The 15,762-nt window shown below is 65.9% G+C and carries 17 protein-coding genes; 6 read left to right on the forward strand and 11 right to left on the reverse strand.

The features are described 5' to 3' along the window. Window positions 1–391: 391 nt before the first annotated feature. Window positions 392–1,705, reverse strand: a complete 1,314-nt coding sequence (locus AC3WJD_RS18525; protein WP_492748216.1) for a hemolysin family protein — start codon at window positions 1,703–1,705, stop codon at window positions 392–394. Between the two features lie 149 nt (window positions 1,706–1,854). Here AC3WJD_RS18525 and AC3WJD_RS18530 point away from each other — a divergent pair, with 149 nt between their 5' ends. Continuing rightward, on the forward strand, window positions 1,855–2,535 hold the full coding sequence (locus tag AC3WJD_RS18530; protein WP_492748242.1) for a YiaD family glycine zipper/OmpA-like lipoprotein: 681 nt from the start codon (window positions 1,855–1,857) through the stop codon (window positions 2,533–2,535). A gap of 60 nt (window positions 2,536–2,595) precedes the next feature. On the opposite strand, the gene AC3WJD_RS18535 is transcribed toward AC3WJD_RS18530, so the two are convergent. Then, the gene (locus AC3WJD_RS18535) at window positions 2,596–3,048 is read right to left on the reverse strand and encodes a nucleoside deaminase (RefSeq protein WP_492748217.1); all 453 of its coding nucleotides are present in this window, start codon (window positions 3,046–3,048) and stop codon (window positions 2,596–2,598) included. 130 nt (window positions 3,049–3,178) lie between these two features. On the opposite strand from AC3WJD_RS18535, the gene rpmB reads away from it, so the two are divergent. After that, complete coding sequence (gene rpmB, locus AC3WJD_RS18540) at window positions 3,179–3,469, forward strand: 50S ribosomal protein L28 (RefSeq protein ID WP_492748218.1); 291 nt, start codon at window positions 3,179–3,181, stop codon at window positions 3,467–3,469. Between the two features lie 95 nt (window positions 3,470–3,564). On the opposite strand, the gene AC3WJD_RS18545 is transcribed toward rpmB, so the two are convergent. From AC3WJD_RS18545 to AC3WJD_RS18560, 4 genes are read right to left on the reverse strand one after another with little or no spacing between them, the layout of a single operon-like run. After that, entirely contained in the window at window positions 3,565–4,644 is a 1,080-nt protein-coding gene (locus AC3WJD_RS18545) for an esterase-like activity of phytase family protein (RefSeq protein WP_492748219.1), read from the reverse strand. A 10-nt stretch (window positions 4,645–4,654) separates the two neighbouring features. Further along, a complete protein-coding gene (locus AC3WJD_RS18550) occupies window positions 4,655–5,329 on the reverse strand; it encodes a murein L,D-transpeptidase catalytic domain-containing protein (RefSeq protein WP_492748220.1) in 675 nt (224 codons plus the stop codon). A gap of 43 nt (window positions 5,330–5,372) precedes the next feature. Continuing rightward, complete coding sequence (locus tag AC3WJD_RS18555; RefSeq protein WP_492748221.1) at window positions 5,373–5,687, reverse strand: hypothetical protein; 315 nt, start codon at window positions 5,685–5,687, stop codon at window positions 5,373–5,375. A 2-nt stretch (window positions 5,688–5,689) separates the two neighbouring features. Continuing rightward, window positions 5,690–7,162 (reverse strand): L,D-transpeptidase family protein, encoded by a 1,473-nt coding sequence (locus tag AC3WJD_RS18560; RefSeq protein WP_492748222.1) that lies wholly within the window; start codon window positions 7,160–7,162, stop codon window positions 5,690–5,692. Window positions 7,163–7,384: 222 nt separating this feature from the next. Between AC3WJD_RS18560 and AC3WJD_RS18565 the strand changes: the two genes are divergently transcribed. Next, window positions 7,385–7,768 (forward strand): glycine zipper 2TM domain-containing protein, encoded by a 384-nt coding sequence (locus AC3WJD_RS18565; RefSeq protein ID WP_492748223.1) that lies wholly within the window; start codon window positions 7,385–7,387, stop codon window positions 7,766–7,768. A 92-nt stretch (window positions 7,769–7,860) separates the two neighbouring features. Here AC3WJD_RS18565 and AC3WJD_RS18570 read toward each other — a convergent pair whose 3' ends face one another. The 4 genes from AC3WJD_RS18570 to AC3WJD_RS18585 are packed head-to-tail and all read right to left on the reverse strand — an operon-like array spanning window position 7,861 to window position 11,810. After that, window positions 7,861–8,337 (reverse strand): DUF3291 domain-containing protein, encoded by a 477-nt coding sequence (locus AC3WJD_RS18570; RefSeq protein WP_492748224.1) that lies wholly within the window; start codon window positions 8,335–8,337, stop codon window positions 7,861–7,863. Window positions 8,338–8,346: 9 nt separating this feature from the next. Next, entirely contained in the window at window positions 8,347–10,173 is a 1,827-nt protein-coding gene (gene cobT, locus AC3WJD_RS18575) for a cobaltochelatase subunit CobT (protein WP_492748225.1), read from the reverse strand. Between the two features lie 7 nt (window positions 10,174–10,180). Beyond that, a complete protein-coding gene (gene cobS / locus AC3WJD_RS18580; RefSeq protein ID WP_492748226.1) occupies window positions 10,181–11,188 on the reverse strand; it encodes a cobaltochelatase subunit CobS in 1,008 nt (335 codons plus the stop codon). A 13-nt stretch (window positions 11,189–11,201) separates the two neighbouring features. Beyond that, complete coding sequence (locus AC3WJD_RS18585; protein WP_492748227.1) at window positions 11,202–11,810, reverse strand: J domain-containing protein; 609 nt, start codon at window positions 11,808–11,810, stop codon at window positions 11,202–11,204. A 40-nt stretch (window positions 11,811–11,850) separates the two neighbouring features. Here AC3WJD_RS18585 and AC3WJD_RS18590 point away from each other — a divergent pair, with 40 nt between their 5' ends. The 3 genes from AC3WJD_RS18590 to AC3WJD_RS18600 all read left to right on the forward strand — a co-directional run bounded on the left by AC3WJD_RS18590 (window position 11,851) and on the right by AC3WJD_RS18600 (window position 14,060). Then, a complete protein-coding gene (locus AC3WJD_RS18590) occupies window positions 11,851–12,141 on the forward strand; it encodes a BolA family protein (protein ID WP_492748228.1) in 291 nt (96 codons plus the stop codon). Continuing rightward, window positions 12,138–13,037, forward strand: coding sequence for a pirin family protein (locus tag AC3WJD_RS18595; protein ID WP_492748229.1), 900 nt, complete (start codon window positions 12,138–12,140; stop codon window positions 13,035–13,037). Before AC3WJD_RS18590 ends, AC3WJD_RS18595 begins: the two co-directional genes overlap by 4 nt. A gap of 123 nt (window positions 13,038–13,160) precedes the next feature. Then, the gene (locus AC3WJD_RS18600; protein ID WP_492748230.1) at window positions 13,161–14,060 is read left to right on the forward strand and encodes an alpha/beta fold hydrolase; all 900 of its coding nucleotides are present in this window, start codon (window positions 13,161–13,163) and stop codon (window positions 14,058–14,060) included. Window positions 14,061–14,679: 619 nt separating this feature from the next. Here AC3WJD_RS18600 and AC3WJD_RS18605 read toward each other — a convergent pair. Beyond that, window positions 14,680–15,738: a DUF2332 domain-containing protein gene (locus AC3WJD_RS18605; RefSeq protein ID WP_492748231.1), complete on the reverse strand. Its 1,059-nt coding sequence runs from the start codon at window positions 15,736–15,738 to the stop codon at window positions 14,680–14,682. Window positions 15,739–15,762 lie beyond the last annotated feature (24 nt).

The raw sequence follows: 15,762 nt of genomic DNA on the forward strand, positions 1-15,762 counted from the left end.
TGCGCCCCCCATCATCGCAATGGAGATTAGCACATCAGCACGTTTTTACACAGTCTGGACCCATTGCAGACTTTTCCCGCTTTTGCGGGAGAAGGAGGGACCCGCCGCCGCAGGCGCTGGGGGGATGAGGGTCTTCTTGTTGCTTCGTTGGGAAGAAATCAAGAAGAAGAAGACCCTCACCCAACCAGCACGGCGCTGCGGCCCATCTGGGAGATGGGCCGGTCGCCATGCGCCCGCAAAGGGCGGGAGAGGGCTCAAGGCCATGTCGGCTTTCCACCCCCAATCGACCATTCGCATGCGATAATGTTCGATGACAGGAAACGCCCCATAGCCACAAGGGAGGGGTGAAGCGCAGCTCACCCCCAATCCCCGGGGCATTCGGGCGTCGGCTTCAGCCCCGCCGTCGTGCTTCGCTCACCAGCAGCTTGTCGATCTTGCGGCCATCCATGTCGACGATCTCGAAGCGCCAGCCCTGCTCGACGAAATTCTCGCCCACCACGGGCAGGTGGCGCAGCACCGCGAGCGCGAGGCCGGCAACGGTCGCGTAGTCGCGGTCCTCGGGAAGATCGATGCCGAGCCGCTCGGCGAGCGCGTCTGCCGCCATCGAACCCGAGACGAGAAACGATCCGTCGTCGCGCTCGACCAGCGCGGGATCGGTGCCGATATCGGCGTCGGACGCGAATTCGCCCGCGATCGCGATGAGCAGGTCGGCCGGGGTCACCAGCCCTTCGAAATGGCCATATTCATCGTGGACGAGCGCCATCGGCACCTCGGCCTGGCGCAGCGTGTTGAGCGCGTCCATCGCGTCGAGCTGATCGGGGAGCACAGGCGCCTGGCGCATCAGCGCGCGCAGGTCGAGCGGCTGGCGCCGCAGCATCGCCGCGACGATGTCGCGCGACTGGACGACGCCGATGATCGCATCCGCCGATCCTTCGGCGACGGGCAGGCGCGTGTGCGGCGTTTCAAGCAGGCGCGCACGGATCGCCTCGGCATCGCTGTCGGCGTCGATCCAGTCGACCTCGGTGCGCGGCGTCATCACCTCGCGCACCGGGCGGTCGGCGAGACGGACGACGCCCGAGATGATCGCGCGCTCGCTTTCCTCGATCACGCCTGACTTGCTTGCCTCGGCGACGATCAGGTGAAGCTCCTCGGCGGTCACATGACTGTCGGATTCGCGCTTCATGCCGAGCAGACGGAAGATCAGCGCGCTTGACCTGTCGAGCACCCAGACGACCGGCGCGGTGATTTTCGAGAGCCAGTGCATCGGGCGCGCCACCACCACCGCGATCGGCTCGGGCGCGCGCAGCGCGAACTGCTTGGGCACGAGCTCGCCGACGATGAGCGAGGCATAGGTGGTGAGAACGATGACGACCGCGAAGCCGAGTTCGTCGGCGGTATTTTCGGGGATACCGAGCAGCTGGAGACGCGCCCCCACCGGCCCACCCAGGCTCGCCCCCGAATAGGCGCCCGCAAGGATGCCGATCAGCGTGATCCCGATCTGCACCGTCGAGAGAAAACGCCCGGGATCATCGGCGAGCGCCAGTGCAGTGCGCGCGCCGCGCCGCCCGGTCTTGGCCATGGCCTGCAGCCGCGGCTTGCGCGCCGAAACGATCGCGAGCTCCGACATGGCGAAAACGCCGTTCAAGGCGATCAGCGCAAGGATGATCGCGACGTCGATCCAGGGAAAGGGGGGAAGCGGCGGCATGGCTCTGCGCCCCTATTGTCAGGATTCCGTTGCGATCACAACATCGCGCGTCATCTCCCGTTCAGACCGCATGCGGAACAAGGGGACTCTGAGCGGGTTTATCCCGAGGTTGCCGGCAATTGTCCGGGATTCACTGCAAGGGGAATATGATGCGTTTGAACACAAGGCTGGCGGGCATGGCGACAATTGGCGCGATGCTCCTGACGACGGCGTGCACCACTGATCCCGAAACCGGCCAGAAGCGCATGTCCAACGCCGGGATCGGCGCGATCGCGGGCACGCTGGGCGGCTATCTGGCGGGCGACCTCATCGGCGGCCGCAATGACCGCACCGAAAAGATCCTTGGCGCGGGCATCGGCGCGCTCGCGGGTGCGGGTATCGGCCATTACATGGACGAACAGGAAAAGAAGCTGCGCCAGCAGACCGCAGGCACCGGCGTAGAGGTCGTCCGCCAGGGCGACGAACTCGTGCTCAACATGCCCTCGGGCGTGACCTTCGACACCAGCAGTTCGACGGTGAAGCCCGAATTTCAGAGCACGCTCGATCAGGTCGCATCGACGCTGCGCCAGTACGACAAGACCTATCTCGATGTTTATGGCCACACCGATTCGACGGGCAACGATACGATCAACGTGCCGCTGTCGCAGAATCGCGCGCAGTCCGTCGCGAACTATCTGACGCTGCGCGGCGTCCAGTCCGCGCGGATCGGCACGCAGGGCTTTGCCGCGACGCGGCCGATCGCGAGCAACGACACCCCCGAAGGGCGTCAGGCCAATCGCCGCGTCGAGATCAAGATCGTCCCGATCACCGAGCAGGACGTGCAGAGCTGAGGGCTTCGTGCCAGTAGCGTAGCGTATCAGGGCGCGGCGCTCCGGCTCCGCGCCCTTTTGCTATCGGCGCACCGCGAAGAAGCCGCGCAGCATCTCTGCAGCCTCCGCCTCGCCCAGGCCCGAATAGATTTCGGGCCGATGATGACAGGTCGGCTGATCGAACACGCGCGGACCATGCTCCACCCCGCCGCCCTTGGGGTCGGGGGCGGCATAATAGAGCCGCGCGATCCGGGCATGCGCGATCGCGCCCGCGCACATCGCGCAGGGCTCGAGCGTTACCCAGAGATCGCAACCCTGAAGCCGTTCCTGCCCGAGCAGTTCGGCCGCGCGGCGGATGACGAGCATTTCGGCGTGCGCGGTCGGATCCCGCCCGGTGCGCGTCTCATTCGCGGCAGCGGCGACCACCTCTCCGTCGCGCATCAGCACCGCGCCGATCGGCACCTCACCGGCATCGGCCGCTCGCCGTGCGACGGCCAGCGCCTGCTTCATCGGATCGGGCAGTGGAAAAGCCATGCGCATCCGTGTAGCGAGCCGGCGGGTGCTTGCAACACAAGCGTGAATTCCCACCTTTCGGTTGACGCGAATCGCCCCGGCCGCTATCGGCACCGACTTTCCGGGTAACCGATATTCAGGATTAAGAACGATGTCGCGCATTTGCGAACTGACCGGCAAGGGTCGTCAGGTGGGTCACAATGTTTCCCACGCCAACAACAAGACCAAGCGGACCTTCCTGCCCAACCTGCAGAACGTCACGCTGATGTCGGATTCGCTGGGCACCAGCGTCAAGCTGCGCGTGTCGACGCACGGCCTGCGTTCGGTCGAGCACAATGGCGGCCTCGACAACTGGCTGCTCAAGACCTCGGACGACAAGCTGAGCCTGAAGGCACGCCGCCTGAAGCGCGAAGTCGCCAAGAAGGTCGCGGCAGCGGCCTGAGCCCTGCGGGCGTGCGTCGCACGTCCATGCCTCGCTGAAGCAACGTCACAAAGCGGCGACCGCGTGTGCGGTGCGCCGCTTTTGGCATGTGCGCACTATCTGGCGATCGGCCCCAGCGCGAACTTGAGCAGCAGGTTGCGCTGAAAGGGTGCGCGGAAATTGTCGTCCGACGCGATCCAGAGGATCGATTGGCCATTCTCCTGGTCGAGCGCCAGCGCTTCCATATTGTCGACCGCGAGCGGCGGCGCGAAATGGGCGATCTCACGTCCCCCCAGCCGCACCCCCGCGCGGATGCGCGCGGGGTCGAGCACCGAGAGCTTGGCTGAAAGATAGGGCTTGAAGGCGATGCGGCGGTGGAGCAGCAATAGCCGCCCGTCGGGCAGTTCCGCCGCATCGGTGAGGCGATAGCTCCTGGGCGGGCGATAGGAAAAGGGCGTCACTCGCGCCGCCGGATCGGTCGGATCGCGATCGAAGGCCAGCGCCTCGAAACCGCCCTGCTTCGCGCGCGCGGTTTCGGAAAAGACGAGGAAGCGCCCCGAGCGCAGTCGCACCATTGCCTCGGCACCACCATTGTTCGGCCAGTCGCGCATGCCCGCGGGTCGGGCACTCGCTTCAGCCCGCTTGAGATCAGGTGAATAGCGCCAGATCGCGTTGGCGCGCTCGAAGCCGATCCAGATCCGGCCCGACACGGGATCGCGTGCCATCGATTCGCTGTCCCGATCGGCCTTGGCCCAGCCATGGCCGGGGCCGGCCGGCAGATCTCCAAAACGGACATCGTCAAGACGGCCGCGACCGTCGATCCGGAAGCGCACGAGCTCGCCCGAATCGCTGACCATCTGCAACTCGCCATCGATCACGGTCATCGCCGAAAAGCTGCCAAAGGCATCGTCGCGACCCTTCAGCTGCCAGCCGCCCAGGAAGATCAACGGCCCGATCCGCTTGCGCGCAGGATCTTGCGCATCAAGCGCTACAGCGGCTGCCTCGACATGCGTATCGCTTCCGAGGACCGGTCGACGTGGCTCGCCTGAATACTTGCCCACGAACACCAACGGTATCAGCGGGAAGATCAGAAAACGCAACGCCACGCCCCATCCGGCCAGCCGCATCCCCGAGCTATGCGAACCCCCATGACCACGCGCGCCGTCGACACGCTGCGCGCCCCCCAGTCGCGTCATCGCGCGCGGATCAGATCTTGTCGGCGTAGAGCAGACGTCCCTGCCCGAGCAGGCCCAGGACCTGCGGCAGCATATGCGGGGCGAGCGCGAAACAGCCCTCGCTTCGTCCGAGCTTGCCCCAGGTGGCGATCTGGTTCTCGCTCACATAATCGGCGCCGTGGATGACGATCGCACGCGCCTCGGCATTGTAATTATGCGTTTCCAGCCCCGTGAGCCGCATCGCGGCGCCGTGGATACCGTGGTAGACCTCGCCGGTACGATAGGCGCCCTCCGACGTCGCAAGCGAGCCCGGTTCATTGGAAAAGCTGTGGAGCCAGCCCGAATGCCCCGGATCCGACCCTCGGCCATGCGCGACCAGATACGAGGTTGACTGGCCGCTGATCAGGTCGACGATATGGAAGCGCAACTCGCGCGAGGCGCGGCTGAAATCGGCCAGCGCGACGCGGTCGCGCAGCGCGATGGTATTGCCATGCCGATCGAGCGCCGCGCGTGCCCGGTCGAGCAGCGATGCATAGGGCTTTGCGACATAGGCGGGGGGCGCCGAAACCGGCGGCATCACGGGCGGCAGCGGTGCGGCCGATGGCTGTGGAATCGGAGCGGTCGACGCCCCGAACGCCACCGATCGCGGCAGCATGGCGAGGCCGATTCCCGACAGCGCAAGTCTCGAAAAAGTACGACGATCCATGGTGACGCTATACCATTAGCCCCTTAACCATCCAACAACGGCCCTATTCGGCAGGGCGTGTCTGGTTCTCGGTTGATCCGGGCGCTTCGCTTTCGCCCTGCGGCAGCCGTGCGGTCAATCCTGTCGCATCGGCATCATCGAGCATCTGTTGCTGGTCGGTGAATTCGGGCGGGGGCGCCGGAGCGGGCTCGGCAACATTCGCCACATTCGCCGGCGGGGTCGCCAGATTTTCGATCGGCGCTGCCTCGGGCGCCGAGGTTTCGATCGCTTCATTGTAGATCGGCTGTTCCTCGGGCTCGCTCCGGCCGCAACCCGCGAGCGCGAGGGCGCCCGCCAGTGTCAAAAGTGCGATACGCATGGTCACTGTTCCTTCGATGCTGTCGTGAGGGCGTCGGCGCGACGGCTCGACGCCTCGATCTTGGAGGCAAGGAGCTTGTCCCAGCCATAGGGGTCGGCCCGAAAGTTCATCGTGCCGCTGGTGCTGGCGAATGCGGTCCAGTAAAGCAGGTAAACCGCCACTTCCTGCGGCAGCCTGACGCGCTGCGTCTTGCCCGCGTCGATCAGCGTCTGGACCTGTCCGGCGAACAACGGATCGCCCTGCAGCATCAGCTCGGCCAGCGGCAGCGGCTTTTCGAGGCGGATGCAGCCATGGCTCGCCAGCCGGTCATAGCTCGCGAACTTGGCGCGCGCAGGCGTGTCGTGGAGATAGATGGCGAAGGGATTGTCGAAATCGAACTTGAGGCGGCCGAGCGCGTTAGCGGGCCCGGAGGGCTGGACGATGCGTTGCCCCGTCTCGGGCGTGCCGACGATCTTGTATCCCTCGCGCAGCAGCGCCGCGCGGCCCTTTGGCCACAGTTCTTTCTTCGCGATCGACGCCGGCACGTTCCATTGCGGGTTGACGATGATCGAATGGATGCTCGATGCGATCATCGGCGTCTCATTGCCCGGCCGCCCCGTCACGGCGCGCATCGAGGCAACGGGCGCGTCGCCTTCGAACAGCGTGAGCACGGCCGCCGCGATGTTTACCTGGACGCGGTTTACCGGCAGTTCGCGCGGCAGCCAGCGCCAGCGCTCCATGTTCGCCATGATCGCTGCGATCCGGTCCTCGACAGGCACGTTGAGCGCCGCGAGCGTGCGTGCGTCGAGCAGCCCTGTCGGACTGAGGCCATAGCGCCGCTGCGCGCGCTGGATCACGTCGACCAGTTTCTCGTCGGGCAGGACGCCCTTGTCCTCGATCGCAAGGCGCGAGCGGATCGCGGCCGGCCCCGCCTTGGCATCGAGCCTCGGCCATCCCCCCGCGTCGCGGATCGCCTCATAGGCCGCCAGCCCCTTTCGCAACCCTTCATACCCGGCATAGGGCGGGGTGAGGGTCGAAACCCATTGCGGCAGGCGATCCTCGGCGACCGCCTTGGTGAAGGCGGGCAACGGATCATAGGGTGCCGGCCGGATGCCCCAGATGCTCAGGAAATCCAAAGTATCCACGCGGCCGACATGCAGGGCGCGCGCACGATCGAGCACCGCGCGCACGAGCGCATCCCCGCCCGCGGGCGGCGCCTTGATCGGTTCGGTGGTCACGCCCTGGTCGGCGCCGTTCACCAGCCAGGTGGCAAGAAACGCCTCCTGTGCGGCCGACAGCGTCGGTAGCGGCAGCACCGGCATCGGCACCGGCGCCGGCACCGGCACCGGCACAACAGGAGCGACCGTCGGGCCGGCAGCAGGCGGCGTCACGGGCGCGGGGGAAACCGCCTGGCCGAACGCGGGCGCGGCAAGCGCGAGCGCGAGCGCTGCCGGGATTGTCACCCTGATCGAAGAGCATAGGAACGAACGAAGCATATGCCGAGCAAATAGCCGATATCGCTGGCCGATCAAATCATCCTTCGCACCGACATTCCCGCTGGCGCGACGAAGCCCCTCGCTGAACGCCAGATAACATGCGCGTTCAGGACGCGCTCAACCGAATCGCCCCATAAGGGCATCAGTCGACGAAAGCTGTCCCGGTTGATCGGACAGACGCCGACCGAAAAAACGGCTTTGGTCGCAGATGGAGTTTTGGTCATGTTCAAGAAACTGAGCCTTGTTGGTGCCGCGCTTGCCATGGGTGCCGGCTCGATGGTCGTCCCGACGGCCCCCGCCATGGCGCGCGACGGCTATTATCGCGACTATGACGGCGGCCGCTATTATCGCGGCGACCGTTCTTACCGGAACAACGGTTACTACCGCGGTTATCGCGGCGACCGTTACTACCGGGGTGACCGCTATCGCGGCTATCGCTGCGACAATGGCACCGGCGGCACGATCATCGGCGCGATCGCAGGCGGCCTGCTCGGTCATGAGGTGGTCGGCCGCCGCGGCGACAAGACCGCGGGCGCGATCGTCGGCGCAGGCGTCGGCGCACTCGCCGGCCGCGCGATCGACCGCTCGAACGGGCGCCGCTGCTAAGCACGACAGCATCTAACGACCCTCCGGTTGCGTAGCGAGGGTCGGGGGCCGGGGGCCGGAACCGCGAGGTTCCGGCCCCTTTGCGTGACCGTTCAGGCCGCGTCGCGCAGCTCTTCGCAGGGCGGCGGCGCGAAATGCTGGCGGAAGGTAAAGCTATGCGGGCTGATACCGTAACGGTCGAGATGCCAGAGGCGCGCCAGCCCCTCGTCGATCGTCGGTACATGGCCTTCGGGTACCCACCAGAGCGCCATATGTGCATGCTCGCTGCGCGCGAAATAGTCACGTCGGCGCGCCAGCTCCTCGCTATGCGCAGAGCGATAGACATAATCCCTGAGCGCCTCGACCGAATTCCAGACCGACATGTTGACGAGGAACAGCGGATCGACCGTCGGACGAAGATAGGTGGCGCCCGGCCCCTGATCGTCCTTCAATCGCCAGACGAAGCCCGGGCTCGCCTCGGCGAGCGCATTCACGCGATCGAGTGCATCGAAAAAGGGCTGGACCCCGGGATCGCCCTCGGGGGCGACGAGAGTTCCGACATTGATCTGCGCCAGTTGTGACCTGCCCATGCTGCCTCCTCAATCGGTGTCGAAAAGCCCTGCCAATTGCTCGACCATCGTGCCGCCCAATTGCTCGGCGTCCATGATCGTGACAGCCTTCTGGTAATAACGCGTCACGTCATGGCCGATCCCGATCGCGATCAGTTCGACCGACGAACGGTTCTCGATCCAGTGGATCACCTGGCGCAGATGCTTTTCGAGATAGCTGCCCGAGTTCACCGAGAGCGTCGAATCGTCGACCGGCGCGCCGTCGGAGATCACCATCAGGATGCGGCGTTCCTCGGGGCGGTGGACGATGCGGTTGTGCGCCCAGAGCAAGGCCTCGCCGTCGATATTTTCCTTCAAAAGCCCTTCGCGCATCATCAGCCCGAGCGACTTCTTGGCGCGGCGCCAGGGTTCATCGGCCTTTTTGTAGATGATGTGCCGGAGGTCGTTGAGACGGCCGGGCATCGGCGTGCGACCCGCGGCGAGCCAGTCCTCGCGCGATTGGCCGCCCTTCCAGGCGCGCGTGGTGAAGCCGAGGATCTCGGTCTTGACCCCACAACGCTCGAGCGTGCGCGCCATGATATCCGCAGAGATCGCGGCGATCGAGATCGGCCGCCCGCGCATCGAGCCCGAATTGTCGATCAGCAACGAAACCACGGTGTCGCGGAAATCGGTATCGCGCTCGATCTTGTACGACAGCGAGTGCGTGGGATTGATAACGACGCGCGCCAGCCGCGCGGCGTCGAGCAGCCCTTCCTCCTGATCGAAATCCCAGCTGCGGTTCTGCTGTGCCATCAGCCGGCGCTGGAGCCGGTTGGCGAGCTTGGTGACCGCGCCCTGGAGATGAACGAGCTGCTGGTCGAGATAGGCGCGTAAGCGCCCGAGCTCGTCCTCGTCGCACAGATCGGTCGCCTCGACCACCTCGTCGAAGCGCGTCGTCCACGCCTTGTAGTCGAACTGCGGCGAGAAATCGGAGAGCGGCCGGTTGGGGCGGACGGGCATCATGCCCTCCTCGCCCTCGCCATCGGCCTCGGCGTCCATGTCAGAGAGCATGTCCTCATCGGCCATGCTCTGCTCGCCCTCGCCCGTCTCGCCGGTATCGGGTTCGCCGCGCGCGTCCTGCTGTCCTTCGGCGCCGCTCGACTCGTCGTCGCCCTCGTCGCCCTCGCTTTCCTCCTGGTCCTCGCCCTCCTGCTCGTCGCCGCCGTCATCGGCGTCGTCGGGCGTCATCTCGCCTTCGGTGAGTTCGAGATCCTCGAGCAGTTGCGTCGCGAGCTTCTGGAAGGCCGCCTGATCGTCGGCGAGCAGCGCGAGCGCGTCGAGATCGGCGCCGCCCTTCTCCTCGATCCAGTCACGCACCATCGCCAGCCCCGCCGCCGCGACGTCGGGCGCGGGCTGGCCCGTCAGCCGCTCGCGCACCATCAGCCCGACCGCGGTCGACAGCGGCACCTCGTCGCGTGAGCGGGCGCGCGTAATCGGATCCGAGCGCATCCGCATCTCGAGCGCATGGCCAAGATTGGCCTTCACGCCATCCATCGCGCGGCTGCCCAAAGCCTCGACACGCGCCTGCTCGGCGGCGTCATAGACCGCGCGCGCCACGGCTTCCGCGGGCGCGCCCTTCACATGGAGCGCGGCATTGTGATGCCTGAGCTTCAATGCAAAGCCGTCGGCAAAGCCGCGCGCCTCGGCCACCTGTTCGGGCGGCAGGCTGCGCGCGGGCATCGGCACCTTCAGATTCTTGCCCGCCGCCACCGGCGCATCCGCAGTGAACGCCAGCTCGACCTCGGGCTCGTGCGCGATCGCACGCGAGCAGCCGGTGAGGACGCTGCGAAAACGATCGAGGGGCGTCTGCTCGGCCATCGATGCGTCAGGAGGCCTTGCCCACCACGCTTTCGGGCAGATCCTTGCCGAACACGCGCTGGTAATATTCGGCCACCAGCGGCCGCTCGGCCTCGTCGCACTTGTTGAGGAACGACAGCCGGAAGGCGAAGCCGATATCGTTGAAGATCAGCGCGTTCTGCGCCCAGGTGATGACGGTGCGCGGACTCATCACCGTCGAGATATCGCCCGCGATGAAGCCCTGGCGCGTGAGGTCCGCGACCTTCACCATATTGTCGACGACCTGCTTGCCCTCGGGCTTGTCATACTCGCCCGACTTGGCGAGCACGATCTGCGCCTCGGTCGCGGCGGGCAGATAGTTGAGCGTCACCACGATGTTCCAGCGGTCCATCTGGCCCTGGTTGATCTGCTGCGTGCCGTGATAGAGGCCTGAGGTGTCGCCGAGCCCGATCGTGTTCGCGGTCGAGAACAGACGGAACCAGGGATTGGGACGGATCACGCGATTCTGGTCGAGCAGGGTCAGCTTGCCCTCGGTCTCCAGCACGCGCTGGATGACAAACATCACGTCGGGGCGCCCCGCGTCATATTCGTCGAAGACCAGCGCGGTAGGCGTCTGCAGCGCCCAGGGGAGCAGCCCCTCGCGGAATTCGGTGATCTGCTGACCGTCGCGCAGCACGATCGCGTCGCGGCCGATCAGGTCGATGCGGCTGATATGCGCGTCGAGGTTGATGCGGATGCACGGCCAGTTGAGCCGCGCTGCCACCTGCTCGATATGCGAGGACTTGCCGGTGCCGTGATAGCCCTGGACCATCACGCGTCGGTTGAAGGCGAAGCCGGCAAGGATCGCGAGCGTGGTGTCGGGATCGAAGACATAGGCGGGATCGAGGTCGGGAACGCGCTCGTCCGCCTCGCTGAACGCGGGTATCTCCATGTCGGAATCGATGCCGAAGACCTCGCGCGCCTTCACCATCTTGTCGGGCGCGTCGAGCACGGTGTCGGTGCGACTGTCGGGCTGGGCGTTGGGGATATCGGTCATGATACGCGTCCTGTCAGGCGAAGGCGGGGGCGGATTTGAGCCTCGTATAAGCCGAAATGACGTCCTGCAAAGCCCGTTCGTGCGAACGGTCGCCGCCGTTGCGATCGGGGTGATAGCGGTGGACGAGCTCGGTATAGCGGCGGCGCAATTCGCGCCGATCGGCATCGGGGCCAAGCCCTAGCGTCTTGAGCGCCTTGCGGTCGCCTTCGGACAGCGGCTTGCCATCCTTGCGCTGCGCCTGCGCCTCCATCCTGTCGCGAAAGCGGGCACCGATCGCGTCGAGCGGATCGGTAAAATCGGCCCAGCGCGGCGGCACATCGGCACCATTGGCGGCAAAGGCGCGGGTCTCGCGCTCCCAGCCCGCATAGGGGCGCTGCGCGTCGGCGATCTGGTCGGCGCTCATGCCCGTGAAGAAATTATAGCCCTGATTGAACTGGCGGACATGCTCGAGGCAGAGCCATTGCCAGTCGCCAGGGCCGTCAAATCCAGGCATGCGCGTGCCGGGCGCGCGAAATTCGCCGGGCTCGGGGCAGCCGGGATGCGCGCAGGCCCGTCCGCTCCCTTCCACGCGCCCGTGAAAGCGGCTCTGTTTCCGGCGTCCCTCTTCCTGCTGCTCGCTCAAAACGGCTCCCGATCTTCCTGGACTCGCTTATATAGGGGCGATGACCGCCCCAACCCAAGGCCCCGTGGCCGCAGAAATCGAAGCGCGCCTGACCGCCGCCCTTTCCCCCGCACACCTCGCCGTGATCAACGACAGCGCGAAGCATCGTGGTCATATGGGCGATGACGGCAGCGGCGAATCGCACTTCACCGTAGAGATCGAAAGCGCGGCCTTTGCGGGGCAGACGCGGCTTGCGCGCCAGCGCATGGTGAACCATGCTCTTGGCGACCTGCTGCGCGAACGCGTCCACGCGCTGGCGATCAAGGCGACCGCACCGGGAGAGCGACCGTGACCGAGGACCTGTTCACCCAGACGATCACGCCGGTGACGCACGATCTGGGGGGCTTCAAGGTCCACCGCACGCTGCCCTCGCGGCCCCGGACGATGGTGGGACCCTTCATCTTCTTCGACCAGATGGGCCCTGCGGTGCTCGGCAAGGGTTCGGGCTTCGACGTCCGCCCGCATCCGCACATCAACCTTGCCACGGTCACCTATCTGTTCGCAGGCGCGATCGACCACCGCGATTCGCTCGGCACCTTCCAGACGATCGAACCCGGCGCGGTCAACCTGATGACTGCGGGGCACGGCATCGTCCATTCGGAACGCTCGCCACCGGCGGAGCGCGATGCAGGGCCCGAGCTTTCGGGCATCCAGACCTGGCTCGCGCTGCCCGATGGCAAGGAGGAGGTGGACCCCGCCTTCGAGCATATCGCCAGGGCGGCGCTGCCCGTGATCGAGGCGAATGGCGTGCAGGCGCGCGTCGTGATGGGTACGCTCTGGGGCAAGACCGCGCCGACCACCACCTATGCCCGGACGATCTATGCCGACATCCTGCTCGACCCGGGCGGCCGGATCCCGATCGACGCCGAAGCCGACGAGCGCGCGGTCTATGTCGCGCTGGGCGAGGCGAGTCTTGACGGTCAAAAGCTCGAACCGATGACACTTTATGTGCTCAGGCCCGGCCATCCCGCGACGCTCACATCGGACGCGGGCGGGCGCGTGATGCTGTGCGGTGGCGAGGCATTCGCGACGCGACGGCATGTCTGGTGGAACTTCGTCTCATCGGACCGCGAGCGGATCGAACAGGCAAAACAGGACTGGAACGAGGGCCGCTTTCCCAAGGTGCCGGGCGACGACAAGGAATTCATCCCGATACCCGATGTGCCGAAGACGGTAAGCTATCCCTGATCCCTGTGCTGTCATTCCCGCGGAAGCGGGAATCCAGCGGCTCCGGTCTTTCCGGACAAACCAGTGTTCATGGATTCCCGCTTTCGCGGGAATGACAAAGAGAAAGATCCAGCGGAGAGAGAAATGGCCGATCTGAAGACCCAGCGTTTCGCGCTGCCCACGGGTGTCGAGCTTGACGTGACGCTGGGGGGCGATCCTGCCAATCCGGCGGTCTTCTTCCTCCACGGATTTCCCGAATCGCACCGGACATGGCGGCACCAGTTGCCCGCGCTTGCCGGGGACTATTTCGTGGTGGCGCCCGACCAGCGCGGCTTTGCGCGCTCGTCAAAGCCCGCCGACGTATCGGACTATGCGCCCGACAACACCGTCGCCGACCTGATCGCGCTCGCCGATGCGCTTGGCGTCGGGCAGTTCACGCTGGTCGGGCATGACTGGGGCGGTGCGATCGCGTGGATGGCGGCGCTGAAGCATCCCGAGCGCGTCGCGCGGCTTGCGATCGTCAACGCACCGCACCCGCTGATCTTCCAGCGGACGCTGTTCGACGATATGGCCCAGCGCGAGGCGAGCCAGTATATCCGCGCCTTCCGCAATCCCGGGCTGGAGGCGCACATCGCCAGCATCGGGCTCGAGCAGTTCTTCGACGGCAGCTTCATGAAGCACACCGATTTCGAGAAGATCGCCGACGAGAAGGCGGTCTATCTAGACCAATGGGGACAGCCCGGCGCGATGACCGCGATGCTCAACTGGTATCGCGCCTCGGCGATCATCGTCCCCGCGATGGACGAGACGCCCGAGCGCCCGACGTGGTTGGACGGCCCCTTCCCCGTGCTGCAGATGCCCGTGCTCGTCATCTGGGGCATCGACGACAAGGCGCTGCTGCCCAGCCAGCTCGACGGGCTCGACGCGCTGTGCGCCGATCTGAAGATCGAGAAGGTCGATTCAGGTCACTTCGTCCCGTGGGAGAATCCCGGCGCGGTCACCGAAGCACTCAAGGACTTTCTGAGGGCACGCGTGCCTGCCTAGGTCGTGAACTCTCGAAATCGGGTAATCACTTAGTAGGCCATCGCTCCTGCCGGCCGCGCGGACGTCTAGCCCTAAACCTCTCAAAGGCTACGGGCACCAGCAGTGTTATCGCAAGTAAGATTGCGACGGCACTGACACCCATCCAAGCAAAAGCGACTGTCTCATGCTGAAGAAATGGAGCATCGCCTAAAGCTAGACCGCTGAAAATGCCAGCCCAGCCGCCGACGAATAGAGCGAGTCCGCTATATGCTCGGTGCCTCTGCGAGAATCTCGTCGGCAGATAATACATGAGGCCCAGTAGCGCCATGACGCACAAGGTCCGAAGAAAATCCTGCGTATCCATGTGTCCAGCCTATCACTGACGCGGCAACCACAACGGCAGCTTTCAAGGAAAACTGTTTGCGGGTTGAACGGCGGGCTTTTGGGTCGGGGGCGGACGCTCAAATTCCTCCCCGAGCTTGACTCGGGGAGGGGGACCGCCCGAAGGGCGGTGGAGGGGCGGGAGACCGGCTCAGTGCTGCAACCTGCCCCTCCACCATGCTTCGCAGGGTCCCCCTCCCCAAGCGAGCTTGGGGAGGATCTTACGGCAGATATTGGCTCGCTTCCGGTCATGCCCGATTTATGACGCTGCGGCCTGATCCCGCCATTCGATCCAGGTGCAGTGTGGGTGGGCGTCGGCGAGATGCAGTTCCTCCCCGCCCGGCCATTGCGTCAGCCTGAGCTCATAGGCGCTGCGATCGTCATTGACCTCGAGCCGGAGCCAGCCGAGCGGCGCGTCGTTGGTGGTCTTCGCGCCTTCCTGATCGAGCGCTGTGCGGATGCGCGCGCGCACGCTTTCGGGGAAATATTGCCAGGCGACGCTGTGGTAGAGGACACGCATCGTGCCCGGCGTCACCGGCCCGGCAAGCCGCGCCTCGGTCCAGTCGGCGGCATCGCCACGGTCGACCTGCGGAGGATGGCGCCCGGCAATCGCGAGCGCTGCCTCGATCCGCGCGATGCGCTCGGGCTGGTCGATCCACATATAAGCTATCAGCCGCTCGCGCGCTTCGGCGGTATCGGTCGCGATCGGGGCGATATCGACGCCGCGCGCGGACAGGATGGAGACCGGCGCCGCAGGCGGCGGCGCGCCGCGCCATTCGGGCCTGAAGACCAGTGGCGATGCCGGATCGCCCGCCGTCACGCCTCCGAGGTCGAAACGGTAACGGCCAAGATTGAGGTTGAGCCCCGCGCTCGCGCCGAGTTCGAACAGTTGAAAGGGCAGGCCGAAACGCCGCGCGGCGACGAGCAGCCCCGCCATGATCGCGGCGCTGCGCGCGGTTTCGTTGGTCTGCGGCGGCAGGTTGAGCCAGTCCGCGAGCCAGGCGTCGCGCGCGGCGAGCGCGGCGGCGAGCGCCTTGTGCGCATCATCGGCCTCGCGCGCGTAAAAGGCGCTGAGCTCGGGCACCGCGCCGCTGCGCGCCAGCGCGTGGAGCCCGCCGGCAAGGCGCAAGCCTGTGGCCTCGCCATAGCCCGAATGATCGACGACCTGCAGGATGCGCCGTCCCGTCAGCGTCGTCTCGTCCGCCAGATCCGCGGCGGCATCGATGATCCGCGCGGTGATCGGCGCCGACATCTGGCGGCACGCCTCGGCCTGAGCGCGAAAGGTGGCAAGGACGGTGGACGCAGATTGTGGAACCATGGCTCCAGTTGCCCTATCGCGCCC

The organism is Sphingobium sp. FW306-1B-F04DB, from assembly GCF_058781925.1.